Annotated in this window: 19 protein-coding genes; 4 read left to right on the top strand and 15 right to left on the bottom strand. The window is 53.2% G+C overall.

Features of this window, described 5'->3' with window-relative positions; translation table 11 throughout:
- The first annotated feature begins 34 nt into the window (after positions 1-34).
- Positions 35-1,441, top strand: a complete 1,407-nt coding sequence (chiP, locus tag HV352_RS16685; protein WP_016152254.1) for a chitoporin — start codon at positions 35-37, stop codon at positions 1,439-1,441.
- 49 nt (positions 1,442-1,490) lie between these two features.
- A complete protein-coding gene (gene chiQ, locus HV352_RS16680) occupies positions 1,491-1,823 on the top strand; it encodes a ChiQ/YbfN family lipoprotein (RefSeq protein ID WP_016155980.1) in 333 nt (110 codons plus the stop codon).
- Positions 1,824-1,874: 51 nt separating this feature from the next.
- Here the strand turns inward: chiQ and HV352_RS16675 are convergent, their stop codons facing one another.
- The 9 genes from HV352_RS16675 to ybfF form a co-directional block, all read right to left on the bottom strand.
- On the bottom strand, positions 1,875-3,170 hold the full coding sequence (locus HV352_RS16675; protein ID WP_047501723.1) for an MFS transporter: 1,296 nt from the start codon (positions 3,168-3,170) through the stop codon (positions 1,875-1,877).
- A 53-nt stretch (positions 3,171-3,223) separates the two neighbouring features.
- Entirely contained in the window at positions 3,224-4,363 is a 1,140-nt protein-coding gene (gene tcuB / locus HV352_RS16670; protein ID WP_181634909.1) for a tricarballylate utilization 4Fe-4S protein TcuB, read from the bottom strand.
- Positions 4,350-5,753 carry an FAD-dependent tricarballylate dehydrogenase TcuA gene (gene tcuA / locus HV352_RS16665; protein ID WP_181634908.1) on the bottom strand — a complete coding sequence of 468 codons (1,404 nt, stop codon included), beginning with the start codon at positions 5,751-5,753 and terminating at the stop codon, positions 4,350-4,352. The genes tcuB and tcuA overlap by 14 nt, the downstream gene beginning before the upstream one ends.
- A 97-nt stretch (positions 5,754-5,850) precedes the next feature.
- On the bottom strand, positions 5,851-6,777 hold the full coding sequence (tcuR, locus tag HV352_RS16660; RefSeq protein WP_047501718.1) for a tricarballylate utilization LysR family transcriptional regulator TcuR: 927 nt from the start codon (positions 6,775-6,777) through the stop codon (positions 5,851-5,853).
- A 129-nt stretch (positions 6,778-6,906) separates the two neighbouring features.
- On the bottom strand, positions 6,907-7,353 hold the full coding sequence (gene fur / locus HV352_RS16655) for a ferric iron uptake transcriptional regulator (RefSeq protein ID WP_003022836.1): 447 nt from the start codon (positions 7,351-7,353) through the stop codon (positions 6,907-6,909).
- Positions 7,346-7,432 carry a ryhB-regulated fur leader peptide gene (locus HV352_RS16650; RefSeq protein WP_049259739.1) on the bottom strand — a complete coding sequence of 29 codons (87 nt, stop codon included), beginning with the start codon at positions 7,430-7,432 and terminating at the stop codon, positions 7,346-7,348. Before HV352_RS16650 ends, fur begins: the two co-directional genes overlap by 8 nt.
- A 210-nt stretch (positions 7,433-7,642) precedes the next feature.
- Complete coding sequence (gene fldA, locus HV352_RS16645; protein WP_003022839.1) at positions 7,643-8,173, bottom strand: flavodoxin FldA; 531 nt, start codon at positions 8,171-8,173, stop codon at positions 7,643-7,645.
- Positions 8,174-8,328: 155 nt separating this feature from the next.
- Positions 8,329-8,616: a LexA regulated protein gene (gene ybfE, locus HV352_RS16640; protein WP_003022842.1), complete on the bottom strand. Its 288-nt coding sequence runs from the start codon at positions 8,614-8,616 to the stop codon at positions 8,329-8,331.
- A 128-nt stretch (positions 8,617-8,744) separates the two neighbouring features.
- On the bottom strand, positions 8,745-9,518 hold the full coding sequence (gene ybfF, locus HV352_RS16635) for an esterase (protein ID WP_181634907.1): 774 nt from the start codon (positions 9,516-9,518) through the stop codon (positions 8,745-8,747).
- Positions 9,519-9,712: 194 nt separating this feature from the next.
- Here ybfF and seqA point away from each other — a divergent pair, with 194 nt between their 5' ends.
- Together seqA and pgm are read left to right on the top strand one after the other, a co-directional pair.
- Positions 9,713-10,255 (top strand): replication initiation negative regulator SeqA, encoded by a 543-nt coding sequence (gene seqA / locus HV352_RS16630; protein ID WP_016152261.1) that lies wholly within the window; start codon positions 9,713-9,715, stop codon positions 10,253-10,255.
- A gap of 24 nt (positions 10,256-10,279) precedes the next feature.
- Positions 10,280-11,920, top strand: coding sequence for a phosphoglucomutase (alpha-D-glucose-1,6-bisphosphate-dependent) (gene pgm, locus HV352_RS16625; protein WP_181634906.1), 1,641 nt, complete (start codon positions 10,280-10,282; stop codon positions 11,918-11,920).
- A gap of 71 nt (positions 11,921-11,991) precedes the next feature.
- Here pgm and potE read toward each other — a convergent pair whose 3' ends face one another.
- From potE to kdpC, 6 genes are all read right to left on the bottom strand, one after another.
- Positions 11,992-13,311, bottom strand: coding sequence for a putrescine-ornithine antiporter (gene potE / locus HV352_RS16620; RefSeq protein ID WP_016155987.1), 1,320 nt, complete (start codon positions 13,309-13,311; stop codon positions 11,992-11,994).
- The gene (gene speF / locus HV352_RS16615) at positions 13,308-15,506 is read right to left on the bottom strand and encodes an ornithine decarboxylase SpeF (RefSeq protein ID WP_016155988.1); all 2,199 of its coding nucleotides are present in this window, start codon (positions 15,504-15,506) and stop codon (positions 13,308-13,310) included. The genes potE and speF overlap by 4 nt, the downstream gene beginning before the upstream one ends.
- Before the next feature lie 255 nt (positions 15,507-15,761).
- Positions 15,762-15,866 carry a leader peptide SpeFL gene (gene speFL, locus HV352_RS16610; protein ID WP_114149115.1) on the bottom strand — a complete coding sequence of 35 codons (105 nt, stop codon included), beginning with the start codon at positions 15,864-15,866 and terminating at the stop codon, positions 15,762-15,764.
- 278 nt (positions 15,867-16,144) lie between these two features.
- A complete protein-coding gene (kdpE, locus tag HV352_RS16605; RefSeq protein ID WP_016152265.1) occupies positions 16,145-16,822 on the bottom strand; it encodes a two-component system response regulator KdpE in 678 nt (225 codons plus the stop codon).
- Entirely contained in the window at positions 16,819-19,503 is a 2,685-nt protein-coding gene (gene kdpD, locus HV352_RS16600) for a two-component system sensor histidine kinase KdpD (RefSeq protein ID WP_047359485.1), read from the bottom strand. The genes kdpE and kdpD overlap by 4 nt, the downstream gene beginning before the upstream one ends.
- 10 nt (positions 19,504-19,513) lie before the next feature.
- Positions 19,514-20,080 (bottom strand): potassium-transporting ATPase subunit KdpC, encoded by a 567-nt coding sequence (kdpC, locus tag HV352_RS16595; protein ID WP_016152267.1) that lies wholly within the window; start codon positions 20,078-20,080, stop codon positions 19,514-19,516.
- Positions 20,081-20,084: the final 4 nt, after the last annotated feature.

Here is a 20,084-nt window from a genome sequence, read left to right as displayed (position 1 = left end):
AAACGAAGGGTTATACGTCAAAGAGGATTAACATATGCGTACGTTTAGTGGCAAACGTAGTACGCTGGCGCTGGCTATCGCCGGTATCACAGCAATGTCGGGTTTCGTTGTCGCTCCCCAGGTACACGCCGAAGGGTTTATTGATGACTCAACCTTAACCGGCGGCATCTATTACTGGCAGCGTGAGCGTGACCGTAAAGATGTGACCGATCACGACAAATACAAAACCAACCTTTCTCACTCCACCTGGAACGCTAACCTCGACTTCCAGTCCGGTTATGCGGCTGATATGTTTGGTATTGATATCGCAGCATTTACCGCTATTGAAATGAACGAAAGTAGCGAAAGCGGCCATCCAAACGAAATTGCATTCTCGTCAAAAAATAAAGGCTATGATGAAGATTACTCCGGCGATAAGAGCGGAATTAGCCTTTATAAAGCAGCAGCCAAATTTAAATTCGGCCCAACCTGGGCGCGCGCCGGTTACATTCAACCAACCGGACAGACTCTGTTGGCTCCGCACTGGAGCTTTATGCCAGGTACCTATCAGGGTGCTGAAGCCGGAGCCAACTTCGACTATGGTGATGCTGGTGCACTGAGCTTCTCCTATATGTGGGCCAACGAATATAAAGCACCATGGCACACTGAAGTCGATAAATTCTATCAGGCTGATAAAAAGACCAGCGTAGATTATCTACACTCAATCGGCGCGAAATATGACTTCAAAAATAACCTGTTGCTGGAAGCCGCATTTGGTCAGTCTGAAGGCTACGTCGATCAGTACTTCGCAAAAGCCAGCTATAAATTCGATTTAGGCGGTAACCCGTTTACCACCAGCTATCAGTTCTACGGCGCGCGCGACAAAGTTGATGATCGCACCGTGAACGATATTTATGACGGTACGGCCTGGCTGCAGGCGCTGACATTTGGCTACAAAGTGGCGGAAGTGGTTGACCTGCGTCTGGAAGGGACCTGGGTTAAAGCGGACGGGCAGCAGGGGTACTTCCTGCAGCGTATGACCCCGACCTACGCCTCATCAAACGGTCGCCTGGATATCTGGTGGGATAACCGTTCCGACTTCAACGCCAACGGCGAAAAGGCTGTCTTCTTCGGCGCAATGTATGACCTGAAGAACTGGAATTTGCCGGGCTGGGCAGTGGGCGCGTCCTACGTTTACGCATGGGATGCCAAGCCATCAACCTGGCAGATCAATCCGGATGCGTACTACGACAAAAACCGGACTATCGAAGAATCTTCTTACAGCCTGGATGCGGTCTATACCCTGCAAGAGGGGCGTGCGAAGGGCACCATGTTTAAACTGCACTTCACCCAGTACGACAATCATTCAGACATTCCGAGCTGGGGCGGTGGTTACGGCAACATCTTCCAGGATGAGCGCGACGTGAAATTCATCGTTATTGCTCCGTTCACCATCTTCTAATGCCAACAGCGGCAGGCCGGGCGCCTGCCGCATCGTTGAGGAAAGTGCTATGAAAAAACTGATACTCATCGCTGTTATGGCATCCGGGCTGGTGGCTTGCGCGCAATCCCCGGCACCAAAAGAAGACAGTCGTCTGAAAGAAGCCTACAGCGCGTGCATTACTACCGCGCAAGGATCACCGGAGAAAATCGAAGCCTGCCAAAGCGTGTTGAATGTGCTGAAGAAAGAAAAGCAGCATCAGCAGTTTGCCAATGAAGAAAGCGTACGCGTACTGGATTATCAGCAATGCATCCAGGCTACGCGCACGGGTAATGGTCAGTCCGTTAATGCTGATTGCGACAAGGTCTGGCAGGAAATTCGTAGCAAGAATACTGCGCAGTAAATCGAAAAATGAAACAGACAACGGGCGGAGAGTTTTCCGCCCGTTTGCATTTCAGGGTTTATATTCCACCGGTTGATAATTACGACTCAGCCGGACAAACAGCATTGCCGTGGCGGCGAGCCCGCAAAGTGCCGCACACATCAGCCACCACCCCGGTGAGCTTTTATCCCCGGTTAGCTGGACCAGCGCTGTGGAGATGACTGGCGTAAGGCCGCCAAAAATCGCCGTGGCAAGACTGAATGCCAGTGAAAAGCCCACCGTACGCACATAGACAGGCATCACCTCGGTGAGTGCGGCGACCATTGCCCCGTTGTACATACCAAAAAAGAACGAGAACCAAAGCAGAACCAGCGTCATGCGCGTGAAATCTGGCGCGGCGGTGAGCCAGTGCATAACCGGCCAGGTGGTGATCAGTGCAAGGATGGTAATCCCCATCAACACCGGACGACGACCAATTCGGTCAGAAATCGCCCCGCCAATCGGCAGCCAGATAAAATTAGAAATACCGACCAGCATGGTGACGATCAGGCTGTCGCGAGCGCTCAGGTGAAGTACAGCCCTACCGTAGGTCGGTGTGTAGACGGTAATAAAGTAGAACGTCGTTGTGGTCATCGCCACCAGCAGCGTACCCGCAGCGATGAGACGCCAGTTTTTGATGATGGTAGTAAAAATTTCCCTGGTGTCGGGACGGTGCGTACGTTGTAAAAAGGCGTCTGTTTCCTGAAGCGAGCGGCGGAGCACGAAGATCAAAGGAATAATCATGCAACCAATAAAGAATGGAATACGCCAGCCCCATTCAGAGATCTCATCATGTCCCAGGGTGGCGTTCAGGCCGTAACCAATCAGAGCCGCCACCACAATGGCGACCTGTTGACTGGCGGACTGCCAACTGGTGTAGAAGCCTTTATTGCCAGGGGTGGCGATTTCAGAAAGATAAACCGAGACGCCGCCCAGTTCCACCCCTGCAGAAAAGCCCTGTAATAATCGGCCGAGTAATACCAGGACAGGGGCCAGCAGACCAATACTGTGATAACCGGGTACCAGGGCAATCAGCAGGGTACCGCAGCCCATAATCGCCAGCGTCACCATCAGTCCTTTACGGCGACCAATTCTGTCGATGTAAGCACCCAGCACAATTGCGCCAACAGGCCGCATTAAGAAACCTGAACCAAACACGGCGAAAGTTAACATTAGCCCGGCAAATTCACTCTCTGCAGGAAAGAAGGTCTTTGCGATATAGGTGGCGTAAAAACCGAACAGAAAAAAGTCAAACTGTTCGAGGAAATTACCGCTGGTTACCCGCAGTATTGCGCCGAAAGTTCCGGCGCGCGATGGTTGTTGTGTCATTGGGTTTGCTCCACTGTCTTATCATAATATTTATAGAGGTAAGAGTTTGCGGGTTAGTCGCCTGCGACCCCCGCCTGTTTGCCGCGCCGTTTCTCAATCGCCCACTTGAGTAAGGCTGCGCAGCGGTAAAATCCGTGGGCAAATTTTCCATAAGGAATGGTCAGAAAGAGCGCCATGACCACGCCGAGGTGAATGGCGAGCAAAATAGCCATCCAGGAGGTGTCTCTTCCCGCCAGCAGCGCTAAACCGGTCAGACTGGTCAGGAGCAGCAGCAAAATAAAACCGCGATCCATCGGTTTTTGCCGTGCGTCGCCATGCAGCGGTGAACGCTTAAAATTGAGCCATAGCAAGCCAGCCGGGCCGACAACCAGGCCAATGCCGCCCAACGTGCCCAGCATTACCGGAACGCTGAAGAACGGATAGGGCGCTTCTATACCTGCAAAGTAGTGATAGCCCGTTGCCACCACGGTGGCGGCAAAGCAGAGCATAAAACCGTAGAAGGTGAAGTGATGGAAACGGCGGCGCATCAGGGTGAAGGCATCATCTGCCTCGTTACAACCTTTGCCATGCCCACCATCGAGATACTTCAGCGTCAGCGCATTGTGCGAGGCTTCAGCAATTTCAGCGGAACGCGGTACACCCGGAGAGATTTCGCGCCAGAAGCGGAGAACACCCGCTATCAGCAGACCTATCGCCAGAATAAATACCGAACCAAACATCCATGCGAGCAGGTTATGCGGGAAAATTTGATAAAAATCCCCGGCCAGCGGAGGATGGATTAACGAGCCCTTTAAACTCATGGCGAGGAGTAAAAACAGGATCAGACCGAAAACCAGCGCCAGCGTCACAGTGATGCCTGCGCGACGATAAAGCGCGCCAAAGGCGGCGGGTTGCGCGTAGTGCTGATAGGTTTCGAGCCGCACTTCCGCCATCGCCTTCGGTACGTTGATGGCAAATTCATGAGGTGGGGCATACTGACACGCGTGCAGGCAGGCGCCGCAGTTATGGCACAAGTTAGCCAGATAATTGATATCCGCTTTACCGAATTCCAGGCGCTGAGTCATTGCCGGGAACACGGCGCAAAAACCTTCACAATAGCGGCAGGCGTTACAGACCTGCATCACACGCTCAACTTCTGCTTCCGGCTCGGTGATAATTTGTGCTTCGATGATCAGTTTCTCAAGCTGCTTCATGACGTGCCTCCTTTCGTGCTGCCAGCGCGGCTTCTTTTCCGGCAATGCGGCCAAAGGTTGTCCCGATCGACATACCCACGCCTGCGGTGTAACCCTTGCCCAACACGTTGCCCGCCATCATCTCTCCGGCGACGAACAGGTTGCGGCTTGGCTGCCCGGCAAAGTGTACGGCAGCGCGTTCGTTCACTTTTAACCCAAGATAGGTGAAGGTGATTCCTGGCCGCAGGGCATAGCCGTAGTAAGGTGGCTGGTCCAGCGGTCGCGCCCAGTGTGTTTTCGCGGGGGATAACTTCTTCGTCGTGCAGTTGTCCAGGACGGTATGATCGAACTGACCTGGCTGGCAGGCGTTGTTGTACGCCGTCACAGTGTGGGTAAAGCGTTCGGCATCCAGCCCCAACTGATGCGCCAACTCCGCCAGCGTATTCGCCTGTGCGCCGGGGAATACCGGTGGCATAAAGTGGCCGATGGCTTTACTGTCGATAATGGAATAGCCAATCTGTCCTGGCTGTTGGGCGACCAGGCGTCCCCAGATGGCGTAGCGTTTGGGCCAGAAATCTTCGCCTTCATCATAAAAACGTTCTGCGTCACGGTTGACTACTATGCCAAGTGAAACGCAGTCCACGCGGGTGCAAATCCCGCCGTCATATAATGGCGCTCTGGCATCAATGGCTACGCAGTGTGACTGGGAGGGTTCGCCGATGATGTCCGCCCCGGCATCCATCATAAATTTAAGCAGTACGCCCTGATTAAAGCGCGTGCCGCGAATCAGGAAGTTATCCGCAGGCCACTCGCCACGGGCGTTCTCTCCCCAGGCTTCGCGCAGCCATTCGCGGTTTGACTCAAATCCGCCAGCGGCAAGCACGCAGGACTTAGCGGTTATGCGCTCTTCGCCTGCCAGCGCTGCCACAAACTCACCGTTATGCAGTTCAAGCGCCTGCACCGGTGTGTTATAGCGGATTTGCACGCCTAACTTTTCTGCGCTGCGATAATAGGCATTCACGAGGGCTTTCCCGCCCCCCATAAAAAAGGCGTTGGTTCGCGCTACGTGTAAAGCACCGGAGAGAGGAGGTTGAAAATTAACGCCGTGTTGGCGCATCCAGTCGCGGCATTGTGAAGAGGTGCGGATCACCAGACGCGCCAGGGCTTCGTTAGTATTTCCCTCGGTGACGCGCCGCAAATCCTGCCAGAACTCCTCTTCAGGATAGCTTTCCACCAGCACATCCTGCGGCGCGTCATGCATACAGCGCAGATTACGCGTGTGTTGAGAATTTCCCCCGCGCCATTCCCGTGGAGCCGCTTCGAGCAGGAGTACCGAAGCTCCTTGCTCCCGGGCGGTTAGGGCAGCACATAACGCGGCATTGCCACCGCCAATCACCAGAACATCAACCATCGTATACTCCATTACCATTTAACTAATTGTTAAATTTGTAATTAAAATGTATACGCACAGCTTGTGCGGGCGCTATGACGAAGTGCTAAAGAGGGCTTTAGTTATTGTAAAGGATGGCACCTGGCCAGCTTCCTGCTTCCACCAGTTGATGCATCACTTTCGTTAGCACCACGCGGGCGGCGAGGCCCGCGGGGGTGAGCTCATCATCAGAAAGGCTGACCAGAAAGTTGGGGCGACTCAGTATTGGATTATGGACGCCGATCACTCTTAGCGTCTCTTTATCAAGATGGGAAATCGCCGCGCCGGGCTGGAGAGTAGCGCCGATTCCACTGCGAACGGCGCGCATTAGCAGCGCCAGACCATCAATTTCTGTGGCGATCTCAATGCGCAGTGCGTGTTCCTGACAAATTGCTTCCAGCCTGCCGCGCAGACCGTGGCCTGGACTGGGCATTATCAATGGGATACTTGCCAGCTGGGCTGGCGCAATATTGTCATCGGCAATATCGGCCAGTAAGGCATGAGTCCCAATCAAAAACAGGCGCTCTTCGAGAATCGGTCTGGCGCTCCAGCGCAGGAGCTTTTCTTTTTGAAATACCACGGCCAGATCAATCTGGCGGGTATTAATCATCCGTTCCAGGTTGCCAGAGAGGCTTTCCACCACATGCAGGCGGACATCACTATAGCTTTCCCGCATGGCGTTAATAAAAGGCATGCCGAGAACGGAAGCGGTACTGGGGGCCATACCGACGCTGACGTGCCCGGAAAGCCGGGACTCTCGCGCGGCGAGGATTGCATCGTCTGCGTGGCGGAGCGCCAGCTGCGCCTGGGAGTAAAAAGCCAGTCCGGCGCTGGTGGGCGTCACGCCACGCGAGGTGCGCTGCAGCAGGCGAATAGCGAGTTCGTTTTCCAGGCGGGACATTTGCTGGCTGAGTGCCGAAACCCCAATATTGAGATCGAGCGCCGCGCTACCCATGCTGCCGGTTTCTACAATGCGAACAAAATAGCGTAGCTGGCGAAGTTCCATTTCGACTCTCCGGGAAGGGATAATTGATTTTTACATTAAAGCAACACAGGAGTGGAGGGAAGGGGAAAAGAGGGGATAGCGCCCATAAAAAAAGCCAACCGAATGGTTGGCTTTTCAGAAAGCATTACATTATTTACCGTCGTGAGCATGCTCATCTTCGCGGCAATCGCCTTCGGCGCAGTGACCGTAAAGATAGAGGCTATGGTTGGTTAAACGAATACCATGTTTAGCCGCAATTTCACGCTGGCGCGCCTCGATGGAATCATCGCTGAACTCGACCACTTTGCCGCAGTCGAGGCAGATGAGGTGATCGTGATGATGCTGTTGAGTCAGTTCGAAGACGGATTTACCACCTTCAAAATTATGGCGGGTCACGATACCGGCATCATCAAACTGGTTCAGCACGCGATACACGGTCGCCAGACCAATTTCTTCACCCATATCGATCAGACGTTTGTATAAGTCTTCCGCACTGACGTGATGGTTATCCGGTTCCTGAAGAACTTCCAGAATTTTTAAACGAGGAAGCGTTACTTTCAGGCCAGCCTTCTTTAATGCGGTATTGTTGTCAGTCATGCGGAATCTGTCCTGTAGCTAAACGATTCACTTCATTAACAGAAGTGACAGAAATTGCACTTGAGATAATGCGATTCATTATAGAACTGCCATGGCTAAATGAAAACTGCAAGTCTCTGGCATATATTGTTAATCAAAACGTGGTATCGCCGACAAACACACTGTGCAATACCCGATTGGCATCCGGCCATTGTACAGGGTCAGACGAAAAAGTTACAAATTTGTAGCAATTATTTTGATTGGTTTTATCTATTGATGTGGCGCAGATGGAAATCTGCGCCACACAAAATCAGGCATTGATGATTTCGTCGAGGTGCAGCTCCTCAGAGATCTGCTTAACCCATTTTTCTACGCGTTCGGCGGTCAATTCAGGCTGGCGATCTTCATCAATGGCCAGACCCACAAAGTGGTCGTCGTCCGCCAGGCCTTTGGACGCTTCAAAGTGATAACCCGCCGTTGGCCAGTGACCAACGATGGTTGCGCCGCGCGGTTCGATGATGTCGCGAATTGTACCCAACGCATCGCAGAAATATTCTGCGTAATCTTCCTGGTCGCCGCAGCCGAACAATGCAACCAGTTTGCCGTTAAAATCAATGTCTTCTAGGGTAGGGAAGAAATCGTCCCAGTCACACTGCGCTTCACCGTAGTACCAGGTTGGAATGCCGAGCAGCAAAATGTCATACCCTTCGAGGTCTTCTTTGCTGCTTTTTGCAATGTCATGTACATCGGCAACGTCTTTACCAAGCTGTTTTTGAATCATTTTTGCGATGTTTTCGGTGTTACCGGTGTCGCTGCCGAAAAAGATGCCAGTGATTGCCATGAGTAAAATAACCTCTTGAAACTTATTGAAATGGTGGTGGCGCATTGCCCACGGATAAGGGCAATCATAGCAGAACAGTCAGGCATGCGGAAACAGCAAACACGCAGGACTGCACTCTGTGCTACACGATTTATGATTTAGAGCAGAAATTCAGACTAAGCCTGACCGCGCAATGCGCTGAGTTGGTTCATCAGCATCTCTTCGATGAGTTCACTGCGACTCATGTTGCGCGCCTCGGCCAGCTCGTTCAGAGCGTCAACAGCATCAGCGTTCAGTTTCAGTTCGACACGCTTAAGCCCGCGAACTTTATCGCGTTTAAGCTGATTACGTTTGTTAATACGTAACTGTTCATCACGCGAGAGCGGATTAGTTTTGGGTCGTCCCGGGCGACGCTCCTGCGCGAACAGATCTAATGTCGTACGGTCCGTTTGTTCTTTGGCCATGATCTTGGTGACTTCGGGGAAACAATCAGCCAGGCGTCTGCCCGGATGGATAGCCCGCCATAATACATCAGCAGGGGAGACACGCCAACGCCCACGCGCGTAATCACGCGCAGACGCTGAGTTTTTAATCAGTTAACCTGTTCGCTCAGATAACGACGGATGGCGCGCAGTACCGCCTCCGGTTTTTCCGCATGCACCCAATGGCCCGCGCCTGCAATAACGTGCGCCCGAGCCTGCGGGAATTGCGCCAGCAGTTGTTCGCGATACGCTTCGGTTACATAAGGTGAGTTGCCGCCGGGGATAAACAGCGCCGGGTGCACCCACGCCGGGATGGTCTCCCAGCCGACAATATGAGGATATTGCTCCCACAGCACGGGAACATTAAAGCGCCATTCGCCGTCCACGAAGGATTTGAGCAGAAACTGGATCACGCCTTCCTCTTGCAGATGCTGGCGCATGACGCTCGCCGCCTGCTGACGCGAAGAGGACTGCGCGTCAGTTACTGCGTTAATGGCAGCAAAAATCTCATCGTGACGGCGAACATGATAGTCAACGGGGGCAATGTCGATGGCTACCAACCGTTCGACACGTTCAGGGGCCAACGCGGTTAACGCCATGACGGCTTTGCCCCCCATCGAGTGACCAATAAAGATCGCTTTTTCGATCTGTTGATCGTCCAGCGTATCCAGCAGATCTTGCGCCATGGCCGGATAATTCATCTCAGGTGAACGCGGGGAGAGGCCATGATTTCGCATATCAACCTGGATGATATCGTGATCGGCCACCAGATCGCGCGCCAGGATCCCCAGGTTATCCAGACTGCCAAACAGGCCGTGCACCAGGACGATGGGAGAATTATTGTGCAGGTTTTGCGCAGATTGCGCTCGGATATTCAATTTCATGGCAAAGTTCTTTTTTTCACACTCACGGGTTAGGGTATCATGTTGACCATTCTGCCACATGGCTGCAACAACTACGGTTACTCTGAGTTTTGCCAGCCACCAGGCTTGACGCTATCCGCTGTTGGGATTTGCCTTTACACTACGCGTGTTGACCCCAACAACTTGTATTCAGCTAAACACTGCACTGGATTAAGATGAAAACGATTGAAGTTGATGATGAACTCTATAGCTATATTGCCAGCCACACCAAGCATATCGGCGAGAGCGCATCCGACATTTTACGGCGTATGTTGAAGTTTTCCGCCGCATCACAGCCTGTCACTCCGGTAGTAAAAGAAGTCCGCGCTGTGCAAGCTGTCGTGGAAGCGAAGCCGGTTAACCCCGTAAAAGATAAAGTGCGCGCGATGCGTGAACTGCTGCTGTCCGACGAATATGCGGAGCAGAAGAAAGCAGTAAATCGCTTTATGCTGGTGCTGTCTACACTCTATTCACTGGATCAAAACGCGTTCGCCGAAGCAACGGAATCGTTGCATGGTCGTACGCGCGTTTATTTTGCAGCAGATGAACAGACGCTGCTGAAAAATGGTAATCAAACCAAACCGAAACACGTGCCAGGCACGCCGTACTGGGTGATCACCAATACCAATACCGGCCGTAAATGCAGCATGGTTGAGCACATCATGCAGTCAATGCAATTCCCTGCGGAATTGATTGAAAAGGTTTGCGGAACAATTTAATCCTTGCATTAGAAGGACCAGGCAATGGCAATCCACAACCGTGCAGGTCAACCTGCGCAACAGAGTGATTTGATTAACGTCGCCCAACTGACGGCACAGTACTATGTACTGAAACCAACGGCAGGGAACGCTGAGCACGCCGTCAAGTTCGGTACGTCCGGACATCGCGGCAGTGCAGGTCGTCATAGTTTTAACGAGCCGCATATTCTGGCTATCGCTCAGGCGATTGCTGAAGAACGTGCGAAAAACGGGATCAATGGCCCGTGCTACGTGGGCAAGGATACCCACGCGCTGTCTGAACCGGCTTTTATCTCTGTACTGGAAGTGCTGGCAGCGAACGGCGTGGACGTCATCGTGCAGGAAAATAACGGCTTTACGCCAACCCCTGCCGTGTCGAATGCTATCCTGGTCCACAACAAAAAAGGCGGCCCGCTGGCTGACGGCATTGTGATCACGCCATCCCACAACCCGCCGGAAGATGGTGGTATTAAATACAACCCGCCAAACGGTGGTCCGGCAGATACTAACGTCACCAAAGTGGTGGAAGACAGGGCTAACGCTCTGCTGGCTGACGGTCTGCAAGGCGTGAAGCGTATGTCGCTGGACGCTGCGCTGGCATCTGGTCATGTAAAAGAGCAGGACCTGGTTCAGCCGTTTGTTGAAGGACTGGCCGACATCGTCGACATGGCGGCGATCCAGAAAGCGGGCCTGACGCTGGGCGTCGATCCGCTTGGCGGTTCCGGTATCGAATACTGGAAGCGTATTGCCAAGCACTACAACCTGAACCTGACTATCGTTAACGATCACGTTGATCAGACTTTCCGCTTTATGCATCTCGACAAAGATGGCGCAATCCGTATGGACTGCTCCTCCGAGTGCGCGATGGCGGGACTGTTGGCGCTGCGTGACAAGTTCGATCTGGCCTTTGCCAACGATCCGGACTATGACCGTCACGGTATCGTCACCCCGGCGGGTCTGATGAATCCGAACCACTACCTGGCGGTGGCGATCAACTACCTGTTCCAGCATCGTCCGCAGTGGGGCAAAGACGTTGCCGTTGGTAAGACGCTGGTCTCTTCGGCGATGATTGACCGCGTAGTGAATGATTTAGGGCGTAAACTGGTCGAAGTTCCGGTTGGCTTTAAATGGTTCGTTGACGGTCTGTTTGACGGCAGCTTTGGCTTTGGTGGTGAAGAGAGCGCGGGCGCTTCTTTCCTGCGCTTTGACGGTACACCGTGGTCAACCGACAAAGACGGCATCATCATGTGCCTGCTGGCGGCAGAAATTACCGCAGTGACCGGTAAGAATCCGCAAGAGCACTACAACGAACTGGCAGCCCGCTTCGGCGCGCCAAGCTACAACCGCCTGCAGGCAAGCGCGACCTCCGCGCAGAAAGCGGCGCTGTCTAAGCTGTCTCCGGAAATGGTGAGTGCCAGCACGCTGGCGGGCGACCCGATCACGGCACGTCTGACGGCGGCACCGGGTAACGGTGCTTCTATCGGTGGTCTGAAGGTGATGACTGACAACGGCTGGTTTGCTGCGCGTCCGTCAGGTACTGAAGACGCCTATAAAATCTACTGCGAGAGCTTCCTTGGTGAAGAACATCGCAAGCAGATCGAAAAAGAAGCCGTTGAGATTGTCAGCGAAGTGCTGAAAAACGCGTAAGTCTTGTTTGTACTGACGCGTTTTGTAGGCCCGGTAAGCGTTAGCGCTACCGGGCTTTTTTATGCCAGGATTTAACTATGCTTATTTTTCAGTTCAAAACGCGGTGATACCAGGCCATACAGCGTCCAGCCGAGGAAGGTCACGATAGAACCATAAAGCATTGCTTCTTCGCCAGAGGAGTAGAGCGCATAGAAGCTGTACAATGCGCCAACAAACGCCACGAAGTTTGCCGGTTTCGCTTTCGACGACGGAACATTCGCCATTTTTTGAATAATTACCAGCGCGGCCATCGACAGAATATACGGAATGATGTTCGTTACCACCGCCAGGTTGACCAGCACGTTGAACTGACTGTTCAGTGACGGGCTGATAGTCATCAGCGATAAACCACTCTGGATGATCACGATAGCCAGCATCCCCTGTACCGGCGCGTCTACTTTGGTCACGCGAGAGAAGATTTTAGGGAAGTAACCCCCATCAGCCGACGATTTGAATACCTGAGCGATAGTGAACTGCCAGCCCAGCAGTGAACCGCAGCAGGACATCACCATCAGCGCCATGATCACTTTACCGACTTCCGGGGTGAACATTTGTGCGAAGGCTAAACCGAACGGTGCTGTAGAGTTAGCCAGATCCATATTCGGCACAATCCCGGCTATCACGTTGGTGGAGATGATGTAAATCACCGCCGCGCCCAGCGTACCGCCCAATACGGCGATGGGCACGTTGCGTTCCGGATTGTCTACCACTTCAGCGTTGGCGCAGGCCGATTCCAGACCCAGAAAAGCCCACAAGGTCATCGCAATGGAAGAGCCGACAGCCGTGAAGAACGGGACGTGGTGTGGATTCCAGGAGTTAGCGTACAGCGTCGGACTGAACCAGAACCAGCCGATGATACACAGACCGACAACCGGAATAATGACGCCCCAAACGGTGATGCTGCTGATCTGCCCGGTAATGCGCGCCCCGCCAAAGTTAGCCACGGTACAGATCCACAGTACACCAATGGTTGCCAGGCCAATCTGCACCGGTGTCAGTGTGGCGCCAAACAGCTCGGTACCGTAGCCAACGGCGGAGATGGCGATAGCCACGTTGGCGATTAACAGCGAAACGCCATAAGTGTAGTTCGCCATAAAGTTACCGGATTTGCCAAAGGCGTATTCAGCGTAACCCCCCATACCACCGGATTTACGGCTGAACATACCGCATTTTGCGAAGGCCCAGGCCAGCGCCATTGAACCGACAGCAGTCACCAGCCACGAGATGATCGAGATAGTACCGACTTCCGCAAGCTTGGTGGGCAACATGATGATTCCGGATCCCATCATATTAACCATGGTCAGGATGGTGAGCTGGACGACGCCCATTTTGTTGGATTTGGCTTTGCTCATAACATTTCCCCTTTCAACAGAGCGGGTTGCGCGCTTTGTTGCTTAATCACGTAGCACCACACCTGTTTACGACCGTCGTGTTCTTCGATGTAGACACCCTGGAGTTCAGGCGCAAAGCCCGGTAGTAAATTGATTCCTTCTTCCAGTGCGCTGAAGTAACGTAATACTGAACCGCCCCAGATTTCACCCGGAACCACACACAGTACGCCCGGAGGATAAGGCAGCGCGCCTTCTGCCGCGATGCGACCTTCAGCGTCCGGCAGACGCACCAGTTCAACTTCACCACGCAGATATGCATAGTTGGCATCCTGGGGATTCATGCTGACGCGCGGGAAATGTGCCTTACGGAACATCTCTTTCTGTAGCTGCTTCACGTTGTGACGCGCATACAAATCGTGCATCTCCTGGCACAGTTGGCGCAGGGTGTAACCGGCGTAACGGGCTTCGTGCTGCTTGTAGATCGAGGGCAGAACCTCGGCTAGCGGGGCATCGGCTTCCAGCAGTTTTTCGAAACGCACCAGCAGGGCGACAAGCTGCTGCAACTTCGCCATATCTTCTGCGGGAGTCAGCAGGAACAGGATGGAGTTGAGGTCGCATTTTTCGGGCACCACACCATTTTCGCGCAGGAAGTTAGCCAGAATGGTAGCTGGAACACCGAAGGTATCGTATTCGCCGTTACGTGCATTAATACCCGGAGTGGTGAGCAGCAATTTGCATGGATCCACAAAGTACTGGTGTTCGGCATACCCTTCAAAAGCATGCCAGTGTTCACCTGGGACAAAATGGAAGAAACGTAGGTCGCTGGCGATTTCAGCGGTGGGATAAGCCTGCCACGGTTTACCTTCTACTATCTCCGGCACGAACGGGCGGATATGGTGGCAGTTTTCCAGGATCAACTTACGAGTATCAATTCCGTTGACGACGCAGTCCATCCACATGTTGCGCCCGCTGACGCCTTCATGCATTTTGGCGTTGATGTCCAGTGCGGCAAAGAGCGGATAGAACGGGCTGGTGGAGGCGTGCATCATGAACGCGTTATTCATTCGTTTATGAGGCACGTAGCGAGACTGGCCTTTAATATGGCTGTCTTTTTTGTGGATCTGCGAAGTCTGGGAGAAGCCTGCCTGTTGTTTGTGCACTGACTGGGTGACCAGAATGCCGGGGTCATTTTCGTTAAGATCCAGCAACAGCGGAGAGCAATCGGCCATCATCGGAATAAACTGCTCATAGCCAACCCACGCGGAGTCAAACAGGATGTAGTCGCACAGATGACCGATCTTATCCACCACCTGACGGGCGTTATAGATTGTGCCGTCGTAGGTACCTAACTGAATCACGGCCAGACGGAACGGACGCTCATCTTTCGAACGTTGTGGCGCAACTTCACTCACCTGTTCACGTAGATAGCCTTCTTCAAAGCAGTGCGCGTCGATCCCGCCGATAAAGCCGTACGGGTTACGCGCGGTTTCCAGATATACCGGCGTTGCCCCGGCCTGCAATAACGCGCCGTGGTGGTTTGACTTGTGGTTGTTGCGGTCGAATAACACCAGATCGCCTGGGGTGAGCAATGCGTTAAGCACCACTTTGTTCGATGAGGAGGTCCCGTTCAGTACAAAGTAGGTCTTATCCGCGTTGAAAACTTTAGCTGCGTGCTGTTGTGCGATGCAGGGAGCGCCTTCGTGAATCAGCAGATCACCCATTGCGACATCGGCATTACACAAATCGGAGCGGAAAAGTGTTTCGCCGAAATATTCGACAAACTGATTACCCGCAGGATGGCGACGGAAAAACTCGCCCCCCTGATGACCAGGACAATCAAAGGCGCTGTTACCCTGATTGACATAGTCGACAAGCGCACGGAAGAACGGCGGACGTAACTGCGTTTCATAATGGCTGGCGGCGGTTTCTAACTGCCGGCCATAAAAGGCGGTACGGGCTTCATTACATTCGAATACACCTGAGATCCGCGGCAGATGTTCAGATGGAACACGTTCTTCATTTTCGGTGGCGATAAAAACAGGAATCCCATAGCCGGTGGCGTCAATTTCATCGAGTTTTCCACGTTCAATATCATTGATGGATAACACGATAGCAGCAACATCAATAAAATTACTTTCATCGATATTTACACAAGAACGCTGCGTAGAAAAACAATCAGGACAGGAACGGCTTACGGCAATTTTTAATTCTGACATTTTCATCTCTTTATTTTTAGGTAATAGCAGGTCCTCAATTTCTCAAATGAGAAATTGATAACTCCGGAAAAAAAGCAAAGTCATACCGCTGATAAATAAATCAGTAAATTGCTTTTTTGAAGATGCAATAAACCCTAACCGGTCCGGTCACAGGTAATACAGGGTTATGCAGGGAGAGCACTGCGGATACAGGCGTTAGCCTGCGATACAGAGAGTCAGGAAGACCTGTATACTTGAGTGCCCTTAGTCGGAAGACTAACGGGCATTAAAGAAATGAAAGTCGAAACTGTTGCGGTGGGCAAACATCATAATATGCGTTGTTCGCCTTATATGTGGCATTGTACGGCTATTATTTTCCATTTTAGTTACCTTTACTGGATAAGTGGAAGGTGCGGGTATTTTATCCAGGAAATGGCTATGAACTGTGAAGAAGATCAATAAAAAACGATCGTTTATAAAATATTTAGTCGCCATTTATGCATAGTGCGGGACAAGATGCTGTTTTGTTGTTTATATGTTATTTATTTGTATTTTATTATTTTTTTACAATATTCTACTGGCTGCATAATAAGTATTATGCAGTGGAATGAGTAATGAAAAATATATTTATTAATTAATCAGAAAAAATGAATAAGAATTCACGGCATAAACCGATAGCCAATTCCGGTTTCGGTCAGAAAATGACGCGGACGGGCCGGGTCCAGTTCCAGCTTCTGGCGCAGGTGTCCCATATAAATACGTAGATAATGACTGTGTTCGACGGCGTTTGGTCCCCAAACCTGATTTAACAACTGGCGTTGCGTCAGTACCTTCCCGGCATTATTTAGCAGAACCGCTAACAGACGAAACTCAATCGGCGTCAAATGAATTTCCTCGTCACCACGGTGAACGAGGCGCGCGGCAATATCCACTTTGACGTTGGAAAAATGTACCACCGGTTCGGGAGACGCACCGCTGGCGTGGCGACGCAATGCCACGCGCAATCTCGCCTGTAGCTCGCCAATACCAAAGGGTTTACTGAGATAGTCATCGGCACCGGCATCCAGCGCAGCAATTTTATCGCTTTCCTCACTGCGGGCTGAAAGCACAATCACCGGAATCGCGCTCCATTGTCGCAGGTCGCGAATAAAATCAATGCCGTCGCCGTCCGGCAGGCCGAGATCGAGAATGATGAGATCGGGTTTTCGCGTGGCGGCTTCCAACAGACCACGTTGCAGCGTTTCCGCTTCATATACACGTAGGCCATCGGCTTCCAGCGCAGTGCGCAGAAAGCGGCGAATGGCATGTTCATCTTCAACAATTAGTACGTTCGTCACATATCCTCATGAAAATCTTCAAGTTCAGGGGGGATTTCCTGGGGCAGTGTAACACGAAAACAGGCTCCTCCTTGCGCGCGATTGTGGACCGAAATAGTACCGCCGTGCACGTCCACAATAGCCTGACAAATTGCCAGCCCCAGCCCAACGCCGGGCACCGATGACTCTTTATTTCCCCGGGAAAATTTGTCAAAAACGCGCTGTTCCATACCCGACGGAATACCCGGCCCATTATCCCAGACGTCCAGTTGCAGATGTGCGCCATCGACGCTGGCATCAATACCGATTTGCGCCTGTGGCCCCGCGTATTTGACGGCGTTTTCCAGCAGATTAATCAGCACCCGTTCAAAGAGCGGACCATCGACGTGAATCAGTGTTAACGGTTCAGGTAACGACAGATTTATCGGGGCAGAGAGACCGGGCTCCAGCATCTGCAGGGCGCTGCCGACCACCTCTTCCAGCGTTAACCACTCCTTCTTAAGATTAAAGCCGCCAGACTGAATTCGCGCCATATCCAGCAGGTTATTAACCAGTCGGGTAGTATTCAGAACGTGCTGGCGAATCTCACTGGCCTGGCGCGCGTGCGGCGATCCCTCGCTGGCCAGATCCAGTGTTAAGATTTCCGCCTGACCGAACAACACCGTCAACGGCGTGCGCAAATCGTGGGACAGAGCAGCGAGCAGGGCGTTGCGAATGCTTTCGCGCTCGCTGGCAAACCGCGCCTGCTCTTCGCTGGCGGTCAGCGTCAGGCGCTCCAGCGCACTGGCTACCAGTAGAGTGAAGGTTTCCAGCAGGCGTTGCTGTTCGGGGATCATAAGCTGGCGTAAATTTCCCGGTTCGACTACCAGCAGCCCATGCGTTTTATCGGCGCTTTTTAACGGTAAAATCTGATACGGTACGCCTGGTAACGTGTCGGTGCCTGCACCGGCCGGTTGCCCTTTGTCAAAGCTCCATTGGGCAATAGCGTCATCCCACGGCGTCATGCCCTGTTGATGGGTGAGCGGGGCCAGCTTGCCGTTCTCACCGGGCAGTAAAACCTGGCTGCGGGCCTGAAACGTTGAAGCGATAAACTGTTCACTGGTGGCGGCGATATCCGTCTGACTCCGACCGACGGCCAGCGCTTTCGACATCTCATACAAATGACGCGTACGCTGTTCACGATAACGCGCTACCCGCGCCTGATAACGCACCCCGGCGGTCAGATTACCAATAACCAGCCCTACCGTTAGCATTACGGCAAAGGTGAGCAGGTACTGAACGTCTGAAACGGCCAGCGTCCCGCGTGGGGCAATAAAGAAGAGATCGAAGCTGGCGACGTTAATAAAGGTTGCCAGCACTGATGGCCAGCGTCCGTAAAAGAGTGCGATAACCACCACACCCAATAAATAGATCATCACCAGGTTGGCGGCGTCAAAGGCCATTAGCCACTGCATGGCGATTAGCGTAATAATGGCGCACAGCGCAACGGCAACCACACAACCCTGAATTTGTACCCGCCATTTATCCTTAAAGGTGCGACTATCAGCCGTTTGCAGCACAGGGCGTGAAGGGGGCTCATCGAGCGCAACAATCATCAGGTCGAGATCCGGTGCGCGATGAGCGAGTTTGTCGGCAAAGGAATCGCTACGCCACCAGCGACGCGTAGTCGGACGCCCGAGCACAATTTTTCCCAGATTATGCTCACGGGCATAGTGGATGACCGCTTTGTCTTCGGCGGGGTCGGAAAGGGTGGCTGTTTCTGCGCCTAACTCCTGAGCCAGCCGCAGAGCGCTTAAAATTGCGCGGCGTTGTTTTTCGGGCAGTCGGTGCAGCGCTGGCGTTTCGACATACACCGCATGCCAGACGCTGCCGAGACGCGCCGCCAGACGTGCGGCGGCGCGTACCAGTTTTTCGCTGCCGGTATTGTGCCCAATGCACAGTAAAATAGCGTCGCGGGTATGCCAGACTTTCTCCTCTCCCGGACGTCCTCGCCAGGCGCGCATCTGATCGTCTACCCGATCAGCCGTGCGGCGCAGGGCCAGTTCACGTAGCGCGATCAGATTACCTTTGCGAAAGAAATGCTCGATTGCTCTTTCTGCCTGACCGGCGATATAGACCTTGCCTTCGTTCAGGCGCTGGCGCAAATCGTCGGGGGGGAGATCGACCAGCACCACATCGTCGGCGGCATCGAAAAAAGGGTCGGGTACGGTTTCACGAACCTGAATGCCGGTAACGCCGCTGACCACGTCATTGAGACTTTCCAGATGCTGCACGTTAACGGTAGTAAAAACATCAATCCCGGCTTCCAGCAGCTCTTCAATGTCCTGCCAGCGCTTAGGATGCCGTGAGCCTGGCGCATTACTGTGCGCCAGTTCATCCATCAAAATGAGCGCCGGACGGCGGGCCAGCGCCGCGTCGAGATCGAACTCATTGATATGGCGGCCGTGACGCGCCTGTCGCTTTAGCGGCAGGATGCTGAGGCCGTCCAACAGCGCGGCGGTCTCTTTGCGTCCATGGGTTTCCACCACGCCAATCAGCACATCTAACCCTTGCGCCCGCAGTCGCTGGGCCTCTGCCAGCATGGCCCAGGTTTTGCCGACGCCAGCACAGGCACCGAAGAAAATTTTCAGTTTTCCCCGGTGCGGGGCCGTGGTCTGCTCCAGCAGGCGATCGGGGTCGGGGCGTAAGGGTTCGTTATGCATGTCCTTTTTCTCAGTGCTTATCCAGCGCTAAATTAAGTTCCACCAGGTTCACCACCGGCTGACCAATAAAACTGACCAACGGCTTGTGCGTATATTGTGCAACCAACCGCGTAACCTCTTCAACGCTGAGGTTGCGAGCCTGCGCCACGCGGGGAATTTGCCAGGCCACCGCGGCTGGCGTCAGGTTGTTATCCAGCCCGCTGGAAGAAGCCGTTACCAGCTCTACCGGGACGGCAGGACTTGCCTGCGGGTTGGCGGCACGCAGCGCGGCAATCCGGCTTTGCAACTGTTTATCCAGTTCCGGGTTGCTGGCTGCCAGATTACTGCCGCCTGAAGCCATTGGATTATAGGGCATTTCAGCTGTGGCAGACGGACGCCCCTGAAAATAACCGGCAGCGGTAAAATGTTGCCCGATGAGCTCAGAGCCGCGAACAACCTGACCTTCGCTAAGAAGCGAACCGTTAGCCTGGTGGGGAAACCACCACTGCCCCAGCGCGGTCGTCAGCAACGGGTAAGCCCCGCCGGTGATAAGCATCAGGAAAATCAATGTTGATAATGCAGGACGTAATCCACTCATCTGA

The sequence above is a fragment of the Citrobacter sp. RHBSTW-01044 genome (assembly GCF_013781945.1).
In the GTDB taxonomy this organism is placed as follows: Bacteria; Pseudomonadota; Gammaproteobacteria; order Enterobacterales; family Enterobacteriaceae; genus Citrobacter; species Citrobacter braakii.
The sequence above is the reverse complement of the archived record's forward strand: the minus strand, read 5'-3'. Positions and strand labels throughout refer to the sequence as shown.